The organism is Paenibacillus sp. HWE-109, from assembly GCF_022163125.1.
Classification (GTDB): domain Bacteria; phylum Bacillota; class Bacilli; order Paenibacillales; family NBRC-103111; genus Paenibacillus_E.
In genome coordinates, this window is the sequence record NZ_CP091881.1 from 1,587,093 (window position 1) to 1,607,823 (window position 20,731).

General features: G+C 40.2%; 21 protein-coding genes. 8 read left to right on the forward strand and 13 right to left on the reverse strand.

Going from position 1 to position 20,731, the window contains the following annotated elements; all coding sequences use genetic code 11:
• Nucleotides 1–321: 321 nt before the first annotated feature.
• Nucleotides 322–1,998 carry an S-layer homology domain-containing protein gene (locus LOZ80_RS06375; RefSeq protein WP_238172914.1) on the forward strand — a complete coding sequence of 559 codons (1,677 nt, stop codon included), beginning with the start codon at nucleotides 322–324 and terminating at the stop codon, nucleotides 1,996–1,998.
• A 197-nt stretch (nucleotides 1,999–2,195) separates the two neighbouring features.
• On the opposite strand, the gene LOZ80_RS06380 is transcribed toward LOZ80_RS06375, so the two are convergent.
• From LOZ80_RS06380 to LOZ80_RS06395, 4 genes are all read right to left on the reverse strand, one after another.
• Nucleotides 2,196–2,408, reverse strand: coding sequence for a hypothetical protein (locus LOZ80_RS06380; protein WP_238170638.1), 213 nt, complete (start codon nucleotides 2,406–2,408; stop codon nucleotides 2,196–2,198).
• A gap of 255 nt (nucleotides 2,409–2,663) precedes the next feature.
• Nucleotides 2,664–3,281, reverse strand: coding sequence for an amidase family protein (locus LOZ80_RS06385; protein ID WP_238170639.1), 618 nt, complete (start codon nucleotides 3,279–3,281; stop codon nucleotides 2,664–2,666).
• Nucleotides 3,282–3,591: 310 nt separating this feature from the next.
• A complete protein-coding gene (locus tag LOZ80_RS06390) occupies nucleotides 3,592–4,467 on the reverse strand; it encodes an IS3 family transposase (RefSeq protein ID WP_238168157.1) in 876 nt (291 codons plus the stop codon).
• A gap of 23 nt (nucleotides 4,468–4,490) precedes the next feature.
• Nucleotides 4,491–4,850, reverse strand: a complete 360-nt coding sequence (locus LOZ80_RS06395) for a transposase (protein ID WP_238167655.1) — start codon at nucleotides 4,848–4,850, stop codon at nucleotides 4,491–4,493.
• 357 nt (nucleotides 4,851–5,207) lie between these two features.
• Here LOZ80_RS06395 and pyrE point away from each other — a divergent pair, with 357 nt between their 5' ends.
• From pyrE to LOZ80_RS06410, 3 genes are all read left to right on the forward strand, one after another.
• Complete coding sequence (gene pyrE / locus LOZ80_RS06400) at nucleotides 5,208–5,744, forward strand: orotate phosphoribosyltransferase (RefSeq protein WP_238170640.1); 537 nt, start codon at nucleotides 5,208–5,210, stop codon at nucleotides 5,742–5,744.
• A 95-nt stretch (nucleotides 5,745–5,839) separates the two neighbouring features.
• Nucleotides 5,840–5,986: a hypothetical protein gene (locus tag LOZ80_RS06405; protein WP_238170641.1), complete on the forward strand. Its 147-nt coding sequence runs from the start codon at nucleotides 5,840–5,842 to the stop codon at nucleotides 5,984–5,986.
• A 611-nt stretch (nucleotides 5,987–6,597) separates the two neighbouring features.
• Nucleotides 6,598–7,680: a hypothetical protein gene (locus LOZ80_RS06410; RefSeq protein WP_238170642.1), complete on the forward strand. Its 1,083-nt coding sequence runs from the start codon at nucleotides 6,598–6,600 to the stop codon at nucleotides 7,678–7,680.
• Nucleotides 7,681–7,840: 160 nt separating this feature from the next.
• Here LOZ80_RS06410 and LOZ80_RS06415 read toward each other — a convergent pair whose 3' ends face one another.
• From LOZ80_RS06415 to LOZ80_RS06445, 7 genes are all read right to left on the reverse strand, one after another.
• Complete coding sequence (locus LOZ80_RS06415; protein WP_238170643.1) at nucleotides 7,841–8,149, reverse strand: pentapeptide repeat-containing protein; 309 nt, start codon at nucleotides 8,147–8,149, stop codon at nucleotides 7,841–7,843.
• A gap of 199 nt (nucleotides 8,150–8,348) precedes the next feature.
• Nucleotides 8,349–8,570, reverse strand: a complete 222-nt coding sequence (locus tag LOZ80_RS06420) for a DUF7660 family protein (protein ID WP_238170644.1) — start codon at nucleotides 8,568–8,570, stop codon at nucleotides 8,349–8,351.
• Between the two features lie 409 nt (nucleotides 8,571–8,979).
• Complete coding sequence (locus tag LOZ80_RS39305; RefSeq protein WP_337951005.1) at nucleotides 8,980–9,207, reverse strand: hypothetical protein; 228 nt, start codon at nucleotides 9,205–9,207, stop codon at nucleotides 8,980–8,982.
• A 461-nt stretch (nucleotides 9,208–9,668) separates the two neighbouring features.
• Nucleotides 9,669–10,223: a 2'-5' RNA ligase family protein gene (locus LOZ80_RS06430; RefSeq protein ID WP_238170645.1), complete on the reverse strand. Its 555-nt coding sequence runs from the start codon at nucleotides 10,221–10,223 to the stop codon at nucleotides 9,669–9,671.
• Between the two features lie 256 nt (nucleotides 10,224–10,479).
• The gene (locus tag LOZ80_RS06435; RefSeq protein WP_238170646.1) at nucleotides 10,480–10,689 is read right to left on the reverse strand and encodes a hypothetical protein; all 210 of its coding nucleotides are present in this window, start codon (nucleotides 10,687–10,689) and stop codon (nucleotides 10,480–10,482) included.
• Between the two features lie 314 nt (nucleotides 10,690–11,003).
• On the reverse strand, nucleotides 11,004–11,669 hold the full coding sequence (locus LOZ80_RS06440) for a stalk domain-containing protein (protein WP_238170647.1): 666 nt from the start codon (nucleotides 11,667–11,669) through the stop codon (nucleotides 11,004–11,006).
• A gap of 1,199 nt (nucleotides 11,670–12,868) precedes the next feature.
• Nucleotides 12,869–13,183, reverse strand: a complete 315-nt coding sequence (locus LOZ80_RS06445; protein ID WP_238170648.1) for a hypothetical protein — start codon at nucleotides 13,181–13,183, stop codon at nucleotides 12,869–12,871.
• 372 nt (nucleotides 13,184–13,555) lie between these two features.
• On the opposite strand from LOZ80_RS06445, the gene LOZ80_RS06450 reads away from it, so the two are divergent.
• Entirely contained in the window at nucleotides 13,556–14,230 is a 675-nt protein-coding gene (locus LOZ80_RS06450; protein WP_238170649.1) for an MBL fold metallo-hydrolase, read from the forward strand.
• Nucleotides 14,231–14,331: 101 nt separating this feature from the next.
• On the opposite strand, the gene LOZ80_RS06455 is transcribed toward LOZ80_RS06450, so the two are convergent.
• Nucleotides 14,332–15,771, reverse strand: a complete 1,440-nt coding sequence (locus LOZ80_RS06455; RefSeq protein WP_238170650.1) for an ABC transporter substrate-binding protein — start codon at nucleotides 15,769–15,771, stop codon at nucleotides 14,332–14,334.
• Between the two features lie 803 nt (nucleotides 15,772–16,574).
• On the opposite strand from LOZ80_RS06455, the gene LOZ80_RS06460 reads away from it, so the two are divergent.
• The gene (locus LOZ80_RS06460; protein ID WP_238170651.1) at nucleotides 16,575–17,291 is read left to right on the forward strand and encodes a metallophosphoesterase; all 717 of its coding nucleotides are present in this window, start codon (nucleotides 16,575–16,577) and stop codon (nucleotides 17,289–17,291) included.
• Nucleotides 17,292–17,451: 160 nt separating this feature from the next.
• On the forward strand, nucleotides 17,452–18,036 hold the full coding sequence (locus tag LOZ80_RS06465; protein ID WP_238170652.1) for a Crp/Fnr family transcriptional regulator: 585 nt from the start codon (nucleotides 17,452–17,454) through the stop codon (nucleotides 18,034–18,036).
• 8 nt (nucleotides 18,037–18,044) lie between these two features.
• On the opposite strand, the gene LOZ80_RS06470 is transcribed toward LOZ80_RS06465, so the two are convergent.
• Nucleotides 18,045–18,764, reverse strand: coding sequence for a DUF4386 domain-containing protein (locus tag LOZ80_RS06470; RefSeq protein ID WP_238172915.1), 720 nt, complete (start codon nucleotides 18,762–18,764; stop codon nucleotides 18,045–18,047).
• Nucleotides 18,765–18,992: 228 nt separating this feature from the next.
• On the opposite strand from LOZ80_RS06470, the gene LOZ80_RS06475 reads away from it, so the two are divergent.
• Nucleotides 18,993–20,426, forward strand: a complete 1,434-nt coding sequence (locus LOZ80_RS06475; RefSeq protein WP_238170654.1) for a DHA2 family efflux MFS transporter permease subunit — start codon at nucleotides 18,993–18,995, stop codon at nucleotides 20,424–20,426.
• Nucleotides 20,427–20,731: the final 305 nt, after the last annotated feature.

Here is a 20,731-nt window from a genome sequence, read left to right on the forward strand (position 1 = left end):
CAATCGATGGAGTATTATACAAGGATAAGGTGTGATGCGGGTGACTGATTTTACAATGATTAAAAAGCTATTTCAGATTACGAAACGAAATGGGTTTAGTCATGACGAGATACGTTAGCTCATTAAATAGGCTTCTACCACTTTTGAGCAACATGCTAAAATACATTAGTACCAGTTAACCTCTGAGTCTAATTTGGAGCTTAGAAAGAGTTCTATAAAGTATTTGTGATAACTGGGTTATTTTATTAAATTCAAAAATATTATAAAAGATCCGATAGATAAATTATAACAACCTAAAGACGGAGGATTATTGAATTGAACATGAACAAGATATTATCTACAATAGCTCTTATAATTTGTTTTTGTATTTTCCTAATATCCCCCAACCCCGTTACGGCAGAACCATCAGACGTAACAATCAAATTAACAGACCTAGACGGTCATTGGGCAGTTTCTGAAATTAAAAATGCAGTTAAGGCTGGTTATGCTAACGGTTATTCAGACAGAACTTTCAAACCGGATGCATCCATAACGGAAGAAGAGTTTTTATCCATGGTTGTTCGAGCGGTTAAACTTCCGATTAATGCACAACCGTCCAATGCCTCGTGGTTTACTCCTTATTACGAAGCAGCGAAGAAAAATGGAATTTATCACGATGATTACCGAAGCGATTGGTCTAAACCACTTACTCGCGGAGATGCGGCCCAAACCTTAGTCAGAGCAACCCAAGCAGTTGAAAAGAATCGCATGCTTGCCAGGGAACGATCTCAGCAGGAAGGCCTAATCATGAAGCCTGAGGAATTAAAGACTCTGCAGAATCTTCCGAACTTTAGAGGCCAAACATTTGGAAATATTAATGATGTTGAGGAGACACCCCAATTAATTAAAGAATTGCAAGTTTACTGGGATGAATTAATTGTGAAGTTTAAAACCAATAAAACAGAAGGAACCTACTGTATAGTCAAACAGGACAAATCACGAATCTGCTACCTACAATCCGATGCAGTATATGGACAGGTTGTTGCGAAGTACATAGATTTTTTGCAATCTATTGTTATAGAAGTCGAAGAAGCCGAGAAGAAGTATACTTACAATAAAATAGTGTTTGAAGCTACAAAGCGTGGATTACTTACTGGGATAGATGCCGAAGGCGATCTTGCCCTTAAATCTACTCTGACCCGCGCGCAGGCAGTTGTGGGTATTGAACGAATGCTTGCATTCAATCAAGGAACAATTCTTACTGCTGATAAGCATGCGATGTCGAGAGCTGAGCTTTTATGGCATGGGACAAATGTATTCACGATGTGGCCTAGATATTTTCCGGAAAGATTTATAGACTCGTTTGATATTGGAAAAGGAAAATGGGATTCTCCAGACGGAATTTATCATGAGCAATTATTGGAGTTTATCGTTGTAGATGTAGATGATCCTCATGATCCTTTCAAGGCTGAAACCGAAGGGATGCTATTCAGTCGGAAGGCTTACGATTCAAACGAGAATCGATATAAATTTCAAACGATTTCTGCTCCAAATCAATCTTATATTTCCTATTCCAAAGTAAAACAAGAATTAACGGGACCTTATCCTTCATGGATGACTAATGCTGCCGGAGGTAGGGCACAGGTCAATATCAGCCCCATTGATGAAAGCAGTAAAACGAATGCAGGTATCGTGATTAACCCGTTAGATAAATTTATCCCACAGGAAAGTGATGATCACATCCTATATAGTAAAATTCAAATCGGACAAAACGAACAGGATCTTAATATAAAAAAAGGTTATAACCCATCCAGAACTGTTCTTCAAACTGGGGAGACATATTACTGGGTTGCCGGGCAATTGCACCCCAAGGGTGACATGAGTGCAGGCATTTTGTCCGATATTACGTTTACTCCCAACAGCTACTACAGGTACCAAAGTTATGGCAAAAACGGTGGCAATGCGAGTGTAACCTTAATAAGGGCCAAGCCTAACTTAGAGGTACATAACGAGAGATAATTTGGACTAGGAAGTATATTTAGAGTCATATTAAAAAAGGTAAGATAACATAAACATCAAGAAATGGCAGCCGGATACTATCGACTGCCACTTTCTCAACTATCGGCGAACGATAGCTTCATAAACCATCAGGAAGAGGCTGCCGGCATGATCGGCAGCCTCTTTACAAAACCTTTGCAATTGATTGGGAATGCTGTTCAATTATCCAGCATGGGCGGGCGGCGCTGGAGGGTCGCCTGCTCAAAACTATAAGCGATACTGATCAGCGTTGGCTCGCTAAAGGCTCTCCCGGAGAAGACAACACCGAATGATCCCTGGCTCGAATCGCCGTCCGTATCGATTATTCCTTTTTCAGAATAGCCAGCGGGAACGGTAATAAGGGGGTAACCTAGCCGGGCGGCAATGTACATACCATCTATATCCCCAGGTAGCATCAGCGCATCCAAGCCGTATTGATCAATAGTCTATTCCTTGGGTTATTGCTTGGTGGTTATATTCCTGACGCTTTAGCAGATAGGTCTTTTCGTTCATCATATTTTGTTCCGAGCGAATGAGATTTTCTTGTCCGTATTTCAATGCAGAAGCGGCATGCTTATGATTATAAGAAATCAATTCATGGAGAGAATGCACGGGTACATCCGCATGTAGCTGTGATAAATAGCGATTCAGCCCTGCCTTGAATTCATAGGTGATAACGTCATTGTTTCAAGGATGTTGCTCCAATAGAGTTCGACGGGATCGATGACTGTGGCGCCTTGTTTACCTAGAACATCAATGGCGGATTCCATGATGGATTTTCTTTCTTCGTCTAACACACGATAATAATGCCTAGGGATCCCAATACGTGCTTGACGCAGAAATCCAGCTTCGAGGTAAGCGGTATAGTCAGCAGGAATGTAATTTTGGCTTGCTAATGTGGCCCTATCGTTCTCGTCAATCCCTGTAATCGCCCCAAGCAGAATCGCTGCGTCGGTAACTGTTCTGGCAATCGGCCCCGGCGTGTCCTGGCTTATGGAGATAGGGATGATGCCACTACGGCTCGCAAGGCCAACAGTAGGCTTAATACCGACGAGGAAATGCTGGCTGGCCAGCCCAACAATTGAACCAGTGGTTTCTGTGCCAATGGCGGCCGCACAGAGATTCGCAGCTACGGCTGCAGCTGAGCCTGAACTGGAGCCGTTGACGAAGTACTTTCCGGGACCGTATGGATTCAGAACATATCCGCCCCGTGAGCTGTATCCCGCTGGCATTCGGTTAGCCATAAAGTTAGACCACTCAGTCATGTTTGTCTTTCCTAGTATGACTGCAATTATTCAAAACTATAATACCCCCCCCATTTTCAAGCACAAAAGTGTTCAAGTAACAATAAAAAGGCATGTCAAATGTGTAGAAAACATTTATAAGATCGATGAGAATATAGGGCATGAAATAACTCAAATATACCTAGTAGAATTAAACGACCCAAATTTATATGAGCAAGAACGTTTTGAGGTTAATGCGGTCAGGCCCCCTAATTCCGGAGAATCGGTTGTACAACAAGGTGTTATCTTAGTATTGCTTGTTTTTTGAAGCGCTGTCGGCTTCTTTTGCTAGTTAAATGGCGAGCACATAGCTGGACGTATCCATCGATGCTTTTTCTACCCACCTCATAAATGCGGCTGGCGATCGTTTACCGAGGCTTCTATGCATGCGACGATTATTATAAAAATCCATGTACGTATGAATAGCTCGATAAGCTTCTTCAAACGTTTCAAAGCTTTCTTTCCTCAATAAGTCACGCTCTAATGTGGCATGGAATGATTCGATATAGGCATTTTTATTGGGCGTTTTGGGTGGAATCCGCTCGTGAATCATCGTTTCATCCTCACACATGTCTCCAAAAGCCTTGCTAATAAACTGAGGACCGTTGTCTGTGCGAATAATCGGCTTGCTTGCACCTGATGCTATGCGTGAACGTAGAGCGTCTTTAACCGCTTGGCAAACATGCTTAGCTTCGCAGCTGGATCCAAGATGATAGCCGACGATGCTTCGATCAAATACATCGATAATATCCGCGAGATAAAAGAATTGATCATAGCCTGCTACGTACCCATATTTGATGTCTAATTGCCATAGTTGGTTGGACGCGTTAATGGTATGATTGCGGGCTAAACGTCTCGGATAATGAATCTTTTTGCGCCGCTGCGGATTTAAAATACCGAGCTTCTGACATAACCGATACACTTTCTTTTTGTTGATTACAAGGCTATGTTGAACGCGCAAACACTCCGTCAGTAGAACGTAACCATAACTATGCTCCTCACCCGAAACTAGCTCTAACAGCCATTCCTCAATCTGGGCATTGCTTACGATTTGACCCGTATGCGTCTTCGAGTGAAGTGTGGCTGGACGCCCCCTTCCAGGTGCTGAAGGGCGCTTTAGCGAAGAACGCATAACTTTGTGACGGTCGTAGTAGGTCGAAGAAGCCACATTAGTTAGGCGCAGTACAGTCGTTATGGGATGTCCCTGCTCGATGAACGTTTGGGCAATGTTGAGTTTATCTTCGAGGCAGGGCTGGACTTTTTTACAAGTTCTCTCAGAATATTGTTTTCCAACTCTTTCTCTCCGAGTGCTTTTAGCGCACAAGCATATTTTTCTTCCAGTTCAGCTAGGCGCTTGGATTCAGCCATACGTTCATCTAATGTTGGTAACGCATCATCCCCAAAGGTCTCTTGATATTCCTTTACCCAGTTACGGATGGTTTTTGGCGATACATCATATCTTCGCGAAAGAACACCCGTCTTAATTCCACCAAGCGCTTCTTGAGCTACCTTGAAACGCACTTCTTCAAACACCTTGTTACGTTGTTGCACGGTATTCGCCTCCCTAATAAAAAGTGTACCTTATTTCCCGTGGTATTCTCCAATCTAATTAGGGGGCTTAATAGAATGAAGGTGAAAAAATCACATATGCACAATGGATATCAGTTACCGATTTTGAACTCGGTCAAAGAATCCTATATCCTAATGGCTTAACTGAATTACTTATAGATATTACATGAAAAACTAAAAGCTTCTAGAGGTATGATTAACCTAACGGAGAACTATAGCTTAATGAACATGAAAAAGCATTTTCCCAGGTGGTTTGGTTGCCTTTCTCAAGTAACGGGAGTTATATTCAACAAGATGGTCATATGGTAAAATAAAGTAAAAATTTATGGTGGGTGTAAAATGGATAGAATTACATTAGCAAATGAGATTTATAAGACAGCACATTTAACAGGAACCTTCAAGTTAAGGTCAGGAAAAGTGTCAAATGATTATTTTGATAAATATTTGTTTGAATCTAACCCAGTTTTGTTAAGCGAGATTGCTGAACATTTATCTAAACTAATCCCAACGGGCACTGAAATACTGGCGGGGCTTGAAATGGGTGGCATACCTATTGCAACAGCATTATCACTTAAAACTGGTATTCCAGTTGCTTTTGTAAGAAAAAAAGCTAAAGAATACGGTACTTGTAAACTGGCAGAAGGCATTGATATTCAAGGGAAAAATGTTTGTATTATTGAAGATGTCGTAACGACTGGCGGTCAAATATTGTTAAGTGCAGATGATTTGAAGAGCTACGGTGCTATTGTTAAAAATGTGATATGTGTAATCGAACGTGAACAGCAAGGAAGAGAGAATTTAGAAAATTCAGGCTTAACATTCTTATCCTTGTTTAAGATGGAAGAACTGATAGACACAAAATCAATAGTTCATTAAACTAACGGAAAACTATAGTTCAATCACAGTACAACGGCAGCCGGTACACGATCGGCTGCCGTTGTTCGAGGAATTTATTGTATAGGAGTGATCCAATGGAATACCTTGTAAAGCATAAGGAGACAGGCGAAGAGAAGACGCTGAGCCATCTTGAATTGAATGACATGGTTTATGGCGACGGTGGACAGATAATAGTTTTTGATATAGAGATGGAAGCATATTGGTTGCTTGAAAAGATCTAGAAATTGGAACAAAGTGGCTGCGTACAAAACCCATTTTCTGAGTACAATATTTATGTTTCAATTACTCAGAAGGAGGCTAATGTCATGACAACGCACGATAAACAGCAAGAAAATCACGCTAAAGATCAAGAAGATAATAAGCCGAATCATGGGAAAAGTAGAAAAAAGGGTAAGTAAATATTAAATCAAAAGCCCGGGGATTTCCCTTGGGCTTTTTCTTTGTCCGATGGAATTGGATAAAGATTGGATAAAGTATGAGGAATGAGGAAAAATTTGTGGAATTATTTAGAATTCTTTCAGTAAGACATGGTAAAATAACGTAGATTTCTAAATATTGTAAACCCGCGCCATTCAATATTTATATTATAAGTGAGATGAGGATGGATAAAGTGAAGTATAAACAGCAAACTACCGCGGCTTCTAAACCCGATAATCAACTTCAGGCGAAAGCGAAAGATCAATCTAACTCTAATGTTAAGGTGAATTCCTCGGCAGCGTCACCTTATACTTCTGGATATCCTCATTCACCATACTCTCACTCTCATGTGATGCAAATGCACAGGGAAATAGGCAATCAAGCCGTAATCCGACTAATGAGGCATCAGATATCGATGAATACCATATCAGAAAGTTCAGAGACTCTACAAAGAAAATTAAAGACTAAAACAGGAGGAATTTACGGGAGTGACAGAGTCTCGCCAAGGGACCCTCTCCGTGTTCAAGAAATCAAACGAGCTGAAGGATCTTATTTGTTGAAGTCAGAGGAGGACGTTGAGAAAATTGAAGCAGCAAACTACGTTGGAGTTAATATATTAACACCACACAAACACGTTATTGGTGAAATCCATAAAAATTCTAGATTTAAAGAAGCGGTAGATGATTGGTCGTGGGGAGCCCCGAGGATGGCAGAGAAGCTTACCTCGCATCCGCGAATGGGTGCATCGCCTCAAGAACGAGTGGCTCGTGAAGATAAAAATGAACCCGAATACCAAGCGATGCCTTTGGAGAACACGGTTGCTAAGCAATTATTTGAGATTGACCTTGCTATTTACATTTTGAACATGATCAGGGAAATTAAAGAAGGGAAAACTAAAAGAAGCGACGATGATGAGAAGAGTGAGGAGAAGTACGATAAGATGGAAAAAATTAGTAAAACTTATATTCCAAGTTTTATATCAGCTTTGCCAGGTCTGATGAGGATCAAAGATTCGCTTAAAATCTATAAACAAAATTCACCTGGTTATTTTGCCAGAAGGTTTAGAAATGAGCCGGCCCACCCTGGACTTCCCGAAGTCACATCCTTTTTAAATATTAAGAATAAAAGGGTATTATTCGAACGAGTTAAGGGTCATAAAGATGTGAGTTCTTTTTATAAAGATTTAAATAGGTTGATGGCTGTCATAACAACAATGAAGACTGCTTGTTTAGCCATTATCAAAGGAGAAGATAGAGATGGATATGATGTATATAATGATTATAATAATCCTGATAAGAACGATGCTATGTCAAAAGCTAATGCTTTAAGAGAGCGATATATGGCTAAAAATATCGCTAATCTTCCAGTTCCTAGCATGGTTAAAATAGGCAGGGGCCATATAACTGGGTTAAGAGATAAACCTATTACTGATGCTAAATTTTACGAGGATTACGATGAGTTTGAAGTTGCACAGCAGGCAAATGAAGTTTTAAGATAATCAAAAGCATTTATCTTAATCGATGACGAGATTGGTTGAAGACGCTGAAAAGCCCGAGGGAAAGTATCTCCGGGCTTTCATTTTGTCCGGTGCTTCCGGTACTTTTATGTATAACACCATGTATTACCAAAAAAATGTCTATCTTAGTTCTTCAGATGCATTATTTATTTTTTATTAATTCTTCTACTAACACCCCGTTAATCTTCAATCCAGATATATCACATTCGCGAATATCCAGATTTGTTAAATTACTGTTTGTTAGTTGCCCATTAGAGAGATTAGCATCCGAAATTCTAAACTCGGACATATTCACATCGTTTAATACCATTCCACTCATATTTGCATTATTAATTTGCGTCTTTGCTAAATTAACATTATCAAAATTTAATTCCTCAGCTTTAACCTTTTGAAACCTCGACCCAGAAATATCAGCCATTTCAAAATCTAAACGTTCAACCTTTAATTCCATTTTCATCAACCTCCAATACTAGTATCAAACAAAATTATTCGATACTTCCACTAGAAATTCCTTCATTTCCTACTTGACAGGAAGTGTGTATCCACCATGCTCTAGTGCCCGATAGTTGAGAAAAGGCAACCAATCCAATCAGGTCGGCAGCCTCTTGTTGTTATTGAACTCTCGTTCTTACGTTAGAGTATTGACTTTTTCACTCGTATGCCTTACCAGCCCATAAAGAGGTTGCAAGCAAACTCCAGGTAGGCGTTTTAGAATTCGCATCATCAGAATCATTTAACCATGCAGCCATAGCCTCCAAAAAGCTTTCCAGTGTTTGGTTCTCCCACCTCGAAGCATTATCCGTTAGATCATGTCTTAATGTATGAAGAAATGCAACCAACTCATCTTTACTGGACACATCATTAGGGTTCAAGGTTTCAGATCCTCCTCGCATTATTCAACTATCGTTCTCCGTTAGCTCAATACAGTGGCACATAAATACAGTCAGTATCGGTATCAATTACAACATCTGGCTTAACACCTATTCCGCGCGAAGATGGCAGACGCTCAAATTGAAACATCCTACAAAAGATATCTGTGAATTCATTTATGTTAGTACAACGGTTTTTGGCTGTTTCATATTTTTTTTCTTAATTCTGAAATAGAACATGTCTTACCAATAAGAAGTACTTTCTCGAAATAACCATCAATTTCGACTATCAAATTCATCACCGCGGGTTGCTAACCAGCCTGTAAGCTCAAAGTTATGAAACATCAGATTGTAAACGACAGCTCTTTGTTAAACTAAAGTTCCGCGCTCTACAATGTATCTTTAGAGAACATTAATTTTTAAACGATAAATTTTGTAGTAAAGCCTCTCCAGCTGACTTAAATGTTTTATTTTTGTTTACGAACTCTTCCACTTCTGATAATTTTGCCGGCCGATAACCTGGTCCATTGCATCCGCAGGAATGGTAAGCAAATCCACTTTTATATAACAGTTCTACCTTTCTCCATTGCATTTTATCATCTTGCTTTGGTGCCTTGAAATCATGTCCCATATCATTCATGATTTCGCTGCATTGGGGACATTTAAATTGTCTATTTCTAATCTCCGTGCCACTAAGTTCAAGATCAGATACTTGTTTAAATACCTTTCTACAATTAAACATGCAAAAATGTCTTTATATGGCCCATACATTGCATATCTACACATATAATTTCACTCTCCTTTCTACGTATTTTGACGTTAAACTTTCGTGTCCACGTTAGTTTGAACTACAGACGTCTTACTCTAAAATATATCTTGCCATATCAAATTTTATTATCCCCCCACACTTCTGAGTTACTTGCTTCGCAACAGCGCAAAATTTTATTACATGGAATATTTTAACACCTTTAATATGTTCATAATACCCAGTAATTACCACGCTAACCTCCCGTTACTTCAATAGACGACGGCAGCCGATCGTGTGCCGGCTGCCGTCATGTAATGATTGAACTATCGTTACCCGTTAGTTCAATGATCTAATTAGAACAACTTGGCAAGTTTGATATCTTCTAAAGGTACGTTTGTTTTGATATCAAATACCCGCACAAATGTTACATCGAAGCTTGGAAAAGGAGGTAATGCTTCTCTCGCAGCCAATTTCATTTCTATAATTTCTGCTTCATTCATGCCCCATTTTGTTTGACCCAAAGTTAAATGTGGAATGAAGTTATCCAACTCTATATCACTGTCAATAAGTTCGGGCGGTGGGGAAACTGCATCTACCAAATTCTTGTGAAGATTATAAATCTCTTTCGATTCAACGCTAAGGAATGTAACCGCTGTTCCAAATGTTCCTGGTTCAGACAAAGTTAACTGGAAGATTGGAAATGAAGAACAAGTTTCTCTTGCCTTTTCAAGCCAATTCATATCCTCCGCAAGTCCATTTGAGAGTTTGACAGTAATATGAGGCTCCACAGGAGCCCTAAATCCGTTATTATCCCATCGATTTCGAAATGTCTTAGCCCATTTATTACGAAATACCAAAATTTGTTCTTTATAATCTTCAGGTGGAACGATTCCTATGAAAAAAGGCATTTTTACACCCCTTTATAAATAATATGTATTTTTCTCGGAGCATTCCTATTCATTTCAATCATCAACTTTCCGAACATTTATGTTTTTAGAAAGTATTCCTCAAATATTTTTCAAATCCTGCTTTACTGTTAAACTGCCCGTTAGCTCAACGCCCAGCAGTACATATGTACAAATTCCGTTATTTTGTGAGCATGTAAAAAGGCTGCCTCAGCAGCCTCCTTAGTCCCTATCCATCCGATCATTTACCTTATTTGTGTTAGAATGCATTCAGTTGTTTGCAATGCGAGCAAAAGATGTTGATTAAATATCTATCGCCGCGCTTTTCTACTATCCTAGCTTGTGGTTTATCGATCGTTTCAACCGTATAGATCGGTGCGCTAGCAGGTTGATCAGGTTGAGCAACAATCGACATCCATTCAAATTCCTTCGAACAATCAGAACACTTACGCTTTCCATCAATTCTCATGTTTTTCCCCCTTGTATATTTTCTACGACGGTAACGACGAAAGCAACATGCAAAGTAACAGTAGCCTTATCCCAAGCAGAGAGGCCCTAGAATCCATTTTACCTTTCCGTCGAAGTCCAAGAAATAGTAAATGGATTCTAGGGCCTTTTTTATGTGTTTGACGATGTTTCATCGGCAGACACATATACATAAAAGCAGTTGTTTTGTGAAGTAGTTCTGATTGAACTATCGTTCCTCGGTAGTTTAATGATGAATCGCAATCAAGTTGTGTCGGTGTATGGTACTTACGAACCCTTATATTCCATCCAATTCATCTATTTCTTCTTTAATGTTAGATAACTTATTTTCCCCTCTTTTGAATCAGCATTAAAGAATACCTGATATTCGCCCACTTGATACACATAAGCCCATCCGCCGTCAACACCTTCACCCTCTGAAAGTGGTTTCCCGATAATATCTCTAACTTCATTTAAACGATATGGTATCACATTTCCGTTAACTCTAATCGCACCAGCATTTTCATCAGGTTTCCAAAAAAAGAAATAGTAACTATGCCATCTATAAAATTCGGTTTGCCAGGAACCAATTTGATGTGGTTCTCCCCAGTTTTGAATAACGTCATTTTTATTTGCCCCTATTCCGAACTCAATACCTTTAATTTTACCTACGGAAGCAAATGTAAGAAATTCTTTATCTATCGTCAACTTTTTACTTAAATAAGTGTCTTCAATAAAAATGGTTTTCGTTTCATATTCGTATTTAACGATTTTCCCCATATTTTCAGCCACGAAACGAACAGGTACATATGCATGACCGTTATGATTTAACACAATATTTTCATTCGTATCCAACTCTTTGGTTTCACCATTAAACACAAACTTGGCTGGAAACAAATACGCTTGAATTGTGTCTGAAGCATAAACAGCGGTTGTCGCGGTTAAACCAATTCCGCAAATTAGACCTAATACAAACTTTTTCAATCTCATCACTCCTAACATTTAGTTCTAGAAATAAGACGAAAGAGTCATGTAAAAAGTTTCCATTTCATTATTTCTTACACGCATGCTATTTCACTAAACTGCCCGTTACTTCAATTGACAACGGCAGCCGATCGTGTGCCGGCTGCCGTCGTGATGTGATTGAATTATAGTTCTGCGTTAGCGAAATAACCATAACTACTTACTTATGTTAGGGTCCGCACTTTTGTAGCTATTGATTTTGTCTCATACTTTTCCATTGTAGTAATTTGCCATATTCATTATCCATATTTCAAAAACTATAAAATAAATAGCAATTGTTATAATAGAAACCTTTATACTGAACTTTGAGACCACATTATAGAACATGAAAACAAAGAAGAAAACGATTAGTGGCAAAACTAAGTGGTATAAAATTAACTCTTTCAAATTTATCATAACTGGGGGGGCAGAACCCTCACCAAAAATAGAATATTCCAGAATCATCGTATCGACTAATCCATAAAATATAGTTAAAAACAGAACTGGAACCGACTTAATTATATACTTCAAAGTTATCCCACCCAATTTAACTGATCTTCTACCCGCATTAATTGCCCTTTAAAAAAGTACTCCATGAAATGAATTTAATAACTTCAATTAACGTTCTCAGTTAGCGCAATGATCTCTGTCGAATGGACCGGTACGAGAACGAATGCCGGATGCATGAATTTGGTGTTATATATTTTACTGACTTCTAGAAATACTCAAATAATTTTAATATGCCTTTCTGAGTTTCATTATCATCAACTCTAATAGACTAAAAACCAGTCCATTAGAAATTCCAATATTATAAAACATAAACATATCCTTAGAAAAAGCCTCTCGAACAAAAATAGCAGGGTCAGTTAATAATAAATATAAGAAAGCTACTATGAATCCCCCAAGGATATGTAAAAATACGTATGTCACTTTATGCACAGTTGTTCCTGTTTCTGGATTGATTATCTTTGAGATAGTAAGGGAGACAGGTATACCTGCAACTACATGAAGAATAAGGAAGATTACACATCCGAATCTAAAAAACTCGAATTTATGATCAGAAAAATATGTAATAGCACATAACATTGCCATAACTATGATTGAAAATAAAGCACTTAGTAAGCCTCATTTTGTAGTTTATTCAAGTAACGTTCTTACGATAGCTTAACCGATTAAAGACATTATTCTAACTCATCTAAACCTAAGTTCGTAATTAAAATGTCTCCATCTTGGATCTTAGCTAAAGCATTTTTAATTTTATAGTCCCAGCCACTGTTTATGGCATGTTGAATTAACTTTGCACAAACCATCGGTCGACAAAGATTGGTTTCCCAGTTGACCTTCCAAGAGAACATTATTGAAAAGCACGATGTCTTCGTATTGGACGGGTATATTTTAAAACTAATAAATTCCCTTTCAGGTCTTTGGTCAATTACGCAAAGAAACTCGTAATTATTGACTATAATCTTCTTAACTTCCTTTGCAAAAAGCTTCAATAGCTCAGGTCTCCTCGCGTAATAACAATCATTCATATTAGTTCGACAGCTAATTCAAATACACCTACCACCATGCTGATTTTTCCACGCAAACCTGCCCGTGAGTTTAATCACCGCATGCATGCGTCATCTCATTAAAAAAGCATTCACCAAGTGAGTGAACGCTAAGAAGAACTATTCATATTTTTATTTATTCTCTACTTCAAGACTTTATTTGTTACTTCAAAACTTATTTGTCACCCAATATGTACGTAATTTGTTGACAAATAAACCGCTCACGTAATAATATAATTTTACGTACAACAATAATTTTGTGTCAGATGAAACATGCCGTCCTATTTAATGGTCATGTTTATAAGGGAGCTGAATAACGTGGAAATTGCGAATGGTGTTCACATGCTTGAACTAGACTTTCACGGGCATACAATCAACCCAATCCTTTTGTGGGATCATGAAATGGCGGTGTTAATAGACACTGGATTCCCAGGACAAATAGAAAATTTGAGAATGACTATGAAGAAGGCCGGAGTGTCGCTCGACATGTTGAAAGTTGTGATTTTGACACATCAGGATATAGATCATATAGGGAGCCTGCCTGAGATTTTGCAGGAGTGTGGCAGTAACGTTCAGGTCTACGCACACGAACTGGATAAACCTTATATTCAAGGGGAGCTGCCTCTTCTTAAAGACGGACATATAAAAAATCCACCCATGGGTAGGGTGGACAGTACCTTAATCGATGGTCAGGAACTTGCATTTTGCGGTGGAATTCGAGTCATTCACACGCCTGGGCACACTCCCGGTCATATCAGCCTATATTTGAGAAGAAGTAAAACGCTAGTTGCTGGGGATTCGATGTATAGTGTAAATGGAAAACTTGGAGGCATACATGAGCCAACTACACCTGATATAGGGGAAGCTAGGCTCTCGTTGCAGAAATATCAGGATTATAACATTGAATCTGTCATATGTTATCACGGTGGACTAAGCAAGGGAAGAATGAATGATCAAATTCGAGCATTACAGATTAAAACTGGCAGCATTTAGAATGAGCAGAGACATGAGACTTTGAGATAAGGGAACAGCAAGCCGCTATTCTGGCAAGAAGTGTCATTATCGTGTTATGTTTATTCGGCAACTTCTTGGCTTTACTTCTTCTCGGACTGAGCCTTTTTCTGCGCTTTATCAGTTAGTTTGGCTTGAAGTAACTGTTCTTGTCCTTTATCTTGAATCGTCTTAAGTGCTTCATCAGTTGATTTTTTGCCATCGATGACGGCTTGAATTTCTTGATTGGCAAGCGTACTGAATGGTTGGTAGAAGCCAACTGGAATTTTCTCGTAGCCTTTATAGCTCTTGTCGGGATTAGGTTTCAGGAGATAAAATGGCTCAAGATTATGCCCATCCCTCTCTTTGGAGTAAGTGGTGCGAGTCATCAGGCTGTTTGAAGATTTGGACATGACTCTAGCGAAATCATCGCTGTTGATATACTTAATGAATTCCCACGCTGCCCGCGTATTGGATGACTGGGCATTGATACCGAATACATTGGATACGGATACGGAGTTGGAAAAGTCCGGATTCTGAGGATCAACGGGAACGGTGACGATATCCCAATTGACAGGCTTAACATCTTTCAGGCGGTCTTTGGCCTCTTGCAGGTTTTGCATCATGTAGTTGCCGTCAATCGTCATTGCAACCTTGCCCATGGCGAACAAATTCTCTTTGAGATAATCCTCGAACATGCGAGGCGCATTAGAATCGGCGGTTTGATTTTTGGGCATGTACAGCGCGCCGGATTTCAGAGAGTCGACGGTAAGCTGCAGAGCCTTCTTCCAGGCATCTGTCTGGATCGTCAGCTTCATCTGCTCGGGATCGATGTAAGACAGACCCAGTGTCGTGCCGATGCTGCTCATATATTCATAGGCGACTCCTTCACGCATGTAAGAATAAGCGGAAAATCCATAAACTCGCTGATCTCCCTGACCGTCAGTCGGGAATCGTTTGGCGAGATTCATGACATCTTCCCAGCTCATCTTATTTTTGGGAAGTTCTATGGCATATTGCTCGAATAGGTCCTTGTTATAGTAAAGAGCCTGGCTGTAGAAATCCGGTGAAAGTCCATATAATTTGCCCTCGCCTTTGAGCTTAATCGTTTCCAATGTAGCTGGGAGGATATTCTCTACATCGAATTTATCCTGCTTAATGACATCGTCCAGCGCATACAGACGTCCTTTTTGTACGAGTTTTTCCAGTTGTTCGGTGCCGTTAACGAGGATAATATCCGGCTTTTCTTCCTCGATGAGTTTATCTAGCGCTTCCTGAGGATCTTGGCCTGATCCATAAATGCTTTGATTGGAGATGACTTCTACGTCAATATTCGGATTTTTGGCCATAAAAAGATTACCGTATTGTTGGTAAAAAGAATTCTTGTCATAATACAGTACTTTAATCGTTGCTTTCTCGTCTTTCCCCAGCTTCTTCAGCGACCCGGCTTCTCTCGAAGTACCGTCAGCCTCCACCGAAAAATTACAGCCTGTCAGTGAGGCCGTTACTGCAATGGCCGCGAGCGTACACATCCAACGTTTCATTTGATTCCCTCCATATTGTTTCTATTACCAAATATAGTAATTATTCTTTCACTATCATACACATGTCGGCATAATAATACAAATAATGCCATATTTAGTAGAGTTGAAGTTTATTCTGTTGGTCAGGAGTACGGTTTTATTGTTAGAAAATGGTAATTGTGATAAGTTTAGAGCATGCAGTGGCCAAACTTTCATCTAATTATAGGAGGTGGCATGATGAGATTGAGATTAGGATATATAGTTTTGCTGATTTTCTTAATGGGTTGTTCTAAAACGGATACCAACGCAATGATCAAGGAAAGCCCCGACATATTAGATGAGTCATGGCAAGTAAGCAGCATGTTTAATAACGGTGATTTTATACTGTTGTAGTATCGGAATTCCGAATACCGCTATAAATGATAATGATAAGGTAGGTAGAATGCCATCTTGGATGACTTTACCTTCAAAAGGTGTATGGAGACTAGAAGCTCATGTAGGTGAAAAATTATTCGGTAGCGTGGTTGTAGAAGTACATTGAGGCTGCGACTTTGACCTATCGGAGGATATAATGCGATTAATAGTGAGTGTTTTATTCATATTTCTTTTCCTAGTTGGATGCATAATTGAGAAGCCAGTTCCCGAAAACAAGGGGGAATTGGGCAAGAGGGAAGAATGATATGTCAAATATTGAGAAAATAACTCGTCGCAGTTTCTTAAAGAAAAGCGTCATATGGACGGGTGGTCTGCTATCAATACCACCTTTGAGTTACGGGTATGCTACATTGGTAGAGCCGCGTTGGTTACAAGTGGAGCGTATATCGTTGACGTTTCCTACACTGCCGGAAGCATTCAAGGGACTACGTGTAGTGCAATTCAGCGATCTTCATTATGGATTCCATCTAGATATAAAGCAATTAACCAACGTAGTAGAGCAAATTCAGGCGGAACAACCGGACATTGTATGCTTTACAGGCGATCTAGTAGATTATGCTCTCGGTCCCCATAGTAAAGACATTCGTGATGTATTGAATACATTAAAACCGAAATTAGGCTGTTATGCTGTGCTTGGCAATCATGATTACTATGGGGATGCTGATGCAGTGGCGGGTGTTCTAGAGGATGCTGGTTTTCACTGCTTGCGTAATAATGGTATTAGGGTGCAAAAAGGGACCCAATCGATTTGGATAGCTGGGGTTGAAGATATGTGGGAGGGTGTTCCTAATCTAAAGAATGCTATGCAGAAGGTGAAAAAGGGCGAGTGGGTGCTATTGCTTTCCCATGCACCAGATTTTGCCGATATTGCAGCTCTAGAACCCGTCCATTTGCAACTCTCAGGTCATAGTCACGGAGGTCAAGTGAGGCTTCCGCTAGTCGGACCGCTGTCTTCGGTTCCTTATGGTGTCAAATATCCATCCGGACTTTATCATGTTGGGAAAGACAAATCGCTTACCCTTTATACAAATCGTGGTATCGGCGTGTCGGTTCGTCCAATCCGATTTATGTGTCGACCGGAAATAACTGTTCTAACACTAGTTTAAAGACTTAACAGAATTATGCAGCTTTGCACAGTTTACCTCCAAGTCCCAACAGAGTAATCTATCGGGACTCTTTGCATCTAAATTTATGCTATCAATAAGAGATTCTGATATGATGAGACTAACCTTGCTAACGTAATATAAGAAATGAAAGGAGAGGAAAATGAAAAGCATATTATTCAAGTATATGACGAAATTTACATCTCTTAACGATGAGGAGCAACGGGCTATCGCTGAAGAGATTCTAATTGAGGAATATAAAAAAGGAACAATGCTCCTTAGACAAGGAGAAGTTCCTAATCAATGTTATTTCGTATTGAAGGGATGTGTGAGGCAGTATTCGATAGATGAAACGGGAAAAGAGGTCACTTCCAATTTCTACACAGAAGAGCAAGCAGTCTCGATTTTCAATCGTCATCAACAAAATAAAACATCTGCTTACACCTTAATTTGTCTCGAAGACTGTACATTGGTTGTTGGTGATTTTGATGCCGAAATGGACATATTTCACAAACACGCACAATTGGAAACTATGATACGCAAGATGGTAGAAGAGAACCTCGGTGAGGTACAAGATGAATTGAGTTCATTTATTGCTTCTGCACCTGAAGAACGCTACAAAGCGCTATTGCGAAAAAGACCTCATCTAGTCAATCGTGTACCTCAGCACCAATTGGCAAGTTATCTTGGTATTACGCCTGAGTCATTAAGTAGAATTAAGAAGCGGGTCAATGCCAGTGATTTTTAGGTAGATTGTCATGCAGCTTTGGGGAGTTTTCCCCCTCTAAACAGCAGCCATATCCCAAAACCCAGTTCTCCTATAATCATTGGTATCATAAATACAAGATTAAGTATTGCAATTGCCGCATCATAGTGTGAAAGAAACGTTTTGCTTAAGTGAATGACCATATAGCCTATTGAAGCAAGCAACAATCCAATGCCTATAATTTTAGGAATGCTGTCTGATTTGAAAGCGACATAGCCGACAATCAAGAGGTGCCCGCCAAAAACGATCAAACCAATAGACCAAATGGATTCAAACGCTTCAAGAAATAGCATCATAAGCGATTGCGTTTGTTCGATTTTAAATGAGGATAAATAGTTGGTGTTTCTCGAGAGAAGCAGTACAAATATCAAGTTCATTATAGCGATCCCTAATATCGTCGAATAGGTAAGACGGAGCCATGCACCAAGCAATGAAAGGCTTTGATGAATTGGCTTCAGGAAGATATAGAAAGCCCAGGCGACCACGATGTCACAGATCAGGATGATGACCCACCCCAAGATTTCAGCTTTGAAAAGGTTGTTTGATGACGCGATGTTGTTGAATGTGGCGATGGGATCGCCTTGTACCACAAGAGTTCCATGGACAAAGCCGTAGGAAAAAAATGAGGCAAGCGCCATGATGATAAGCGAAGTACCAGCAATTAATGCAGATTTTCGCTGATACGTTACTTCTTTTACTGAGGTAGTCATAAGATAGCCTCCTATTTGAGATTGTTTATTTTCATTATAATTAGGAGGAGTATGGCTGGTCATTGACTTAAATCAAGGGGAAGGAGTTTTTATAGGACTGAAAGGTAGAAAATAGTTTAATTTGTTTTTGGTCTTGTATAAGTGCAGACTCTGTTGTATTTTATATCGGGAACCAAATAGATAAAGAACTATTCCAAATAGTTCACAGGAGAGGGAAGTGAAATTCATATGAAGCAATACAATACAAGGGCTATAATGGCGTCGCTGCTCATTTGCGGCTTCGTAGGCATGTTCAGCGAGACGGCACTCAACATAGCGATTAGCAATTTAATGGATGTGTTCCAGATTTCGGCCGCGACTGCCCAGTGGTTAACGACAGGCTTTTTGCTCACTCTCGGTATTCTGATGCCGATGACAGGTTTACTGCTGCAATGGTTGACAACCAGGCAGATGTTCATTGTTTCGCTTGCAAGCTCGATCGTTGGGACATTGATCGCAGCGCTTGCTGTCAATTTCGAAATGCTGATGGTTGCCCGCGTTCTTCAGGCAGCCGGCATGGGGTTATTAATTCCGCTCATGTTTAATACCATTCTCGTCGTTTACCCTCCGGAGAAGCGTGGGGCAGCGATGGGCTTCGTTGGTCTAGTCATTATGTTCGCACCAGCGACTGGCCCAACTGTGGCGGGGCTTTTAATCGAATATTTAACATGGCACTATATTTTCTGGTTGTCTCTACCGTTTTTGATCATAGGGTTGTTGATCGGATTGAAATACCTGGATAACGTCACTGAGGTCACAAGACCCCGTATTGATCCATTGTCTATTATTTTGTCATCGATCGGCTTCGGCGGCGTAGTGTATGGCTTCAGTAAAGCAGGCGAAGGACAGGGAGGCTGGAGCAGCACGATCGTGCTCGCATCGATCGTCATCGGCCTTATCGCACTTGTCTTGTTCGCGCTGCGCCAGATGTTCATGCGCGAGCCGATGATGAACTTGCGCGTCTTCAAGTATCCGATGTTTATCGTGGGGCTGCTTCTTGTGCTGACGTGTATGATGATCATCTTATCGAGCATGATTATTTTGCCGATGTATCTGCAGAACGGGATGAAACTATCCGCGTTCGCTACCGGGCTCATGATGCTGCCGGGCAGCGCATTGAATGGTATCTTGTCGCCGCGTATGGGGCGCCTTTTCGATAAGTATGGACCTAAGTGGCTTGTAATTCCGGGGCTCGCCATCGTAGCGGTGATGTTATGGTTCTTTTCCAGCATAACCGTTGCGTCTTCGGTAGCCTTTATCGTGGCTTTGCATATTGGTCTCATGATTGGTATCTCTATGGTATGGATGCCGGCGCAAACAAACGGACTTAACCAACTTCCGCCGGAACTTTACCCGCACGGAACCGCAGTCATGAACACGTTGCAACAGGTCGCAGGGGCGATCGGCACGGCAATCGCAATCAGCATCCTCACAAGTGGTATGGAGAAGTATTTGACCAGCTCTCCTGTGCCGAGTGAGCCGGTCGAGATGGCTAAAGCGATGATGCTCGGTTCCCAGAACGTGTTCTTGTTCGCGACGATCGTATCCGTCATCGGGTTAGTTGTGGCGTTCTTCATCCGCCGCGTTATCGTTAAGCATGCGACGATGAATGCGGTGCATTGACAAAATAAGCGAAACAATAGGAAGGAGCTTGCTTAACGGCTGCTCCTTTTTTTCATCCCTCAACATGACTACATGGTGGGGGATGTTTGATGCTTACATAGAAATTGCCGTTAGCTTTGTCTAATGGAAAATTCACCATTAAGTTAATAAATGAAAAAAGAGTTTTGTTTGTCCAGCCCATATCAATCGTTTTTTTAACAGCTATTCATTGTATGTACCACCTTTATTTGAACAGCCAACTTCCTAACACCCATCTACCACTAGATATTCTACCGCTTGGCCCATTAAAAGATGTATCCTTATAA

Coding starts and splice junctions, on each gene's coding strand:
- LOZ80_RS06405 (WP_238170641.1), top strand. CDS start 5,840: ATGGAATACCTTGTAAAGCATAAGGAGACAGGCGAAGAGAAGACGCTG.
- LOZ80_RS06415 (WP_238170643.1), bottom strand. CDS start 8,149: ATGGAATTAAAGGTTGAACGTTTAGATTTTGAAATGGCTGATATTTCT.
- LOZ80_RS06455 (WP_238170650.1), bottom strand. CDS start 15,771: ATGAAACGTTGGATGTGTACGCTCGCGGCCATTGCAGTAACGGCCTCA.
- pyrE (WP_238170640.1), top strand. CDS start 5,208: ATGGATAGAATTACATTAGCAAATGAGATTTATAAGACAGCACATTTA.
- LOZ80_RS06465 (WP_238170652.1), top strand. CDS start 17,452: ATGAAAAGCATATTATTCAAGTATATGACGAAATTTACATCTCTTAAC.
- LOZ80_RS06435 (WP_238170646.1), bottom strand. CDS start 10,689: ATGAGAATTGATGGAAAGCGTAAGTGTTCTGATTGTTCGAAGGAATTT.
- LOZ80_RS06430 (WP_238170645.1), bottom strand. CDS start 10,223: ATGCCTTTTTTCATAGGAATCGTTCCACCTGAAGATTATAAAGAACAA.
- LOZ80_RS06385 (WP_238170639.1), bottom strand. CDS start 3,281: ATGACTGAGTGGTCTAACTTTATGGCTAACCGAATGCCAGCGGGATAC.
- LOZ80_RS06380 (WP_238170638.1), bottom strand. CDS start 2,408: ATGTACATTGCCGCCCGGCTAGGTTACCCCCTTATTACCGTTCCCGCT.
- LOZ80_RS06375 (WP_238172914.1), top strand. CDS start 322: ATGAACAAGATATTATCTACAATAGCTCTTATAATTTGTTTTTGTATT.
- LOZ80_RS39305 (WP_337951005.1), bottom strand. CDS start 9,207: ATGAATGATATGGGACATGATTTCAAGGCACCAAAGCAAGATGATAAA.
- LOZ80_RS06475 (WP_238170654.1), top strand. CDS start 18,993: ATGAAGCAATACAATACAAGGGCTATAATGGCGTCGCTGCTCATTTGC.
- LOZ80_RS06470 (WP_238172915.1), bottom strand. CDS start 18,764: ATGACTACCTCAGTAAAAGAAGTAACGTATCAGCGAAAATCTGCATTA.
- LOZ80_RS06410 (WP_238170642.1), top strand. CDS start 6,598: ATGAATACCATATCAGAAAGTTCAGAGACTCTACAAAGAAAATTAAAG.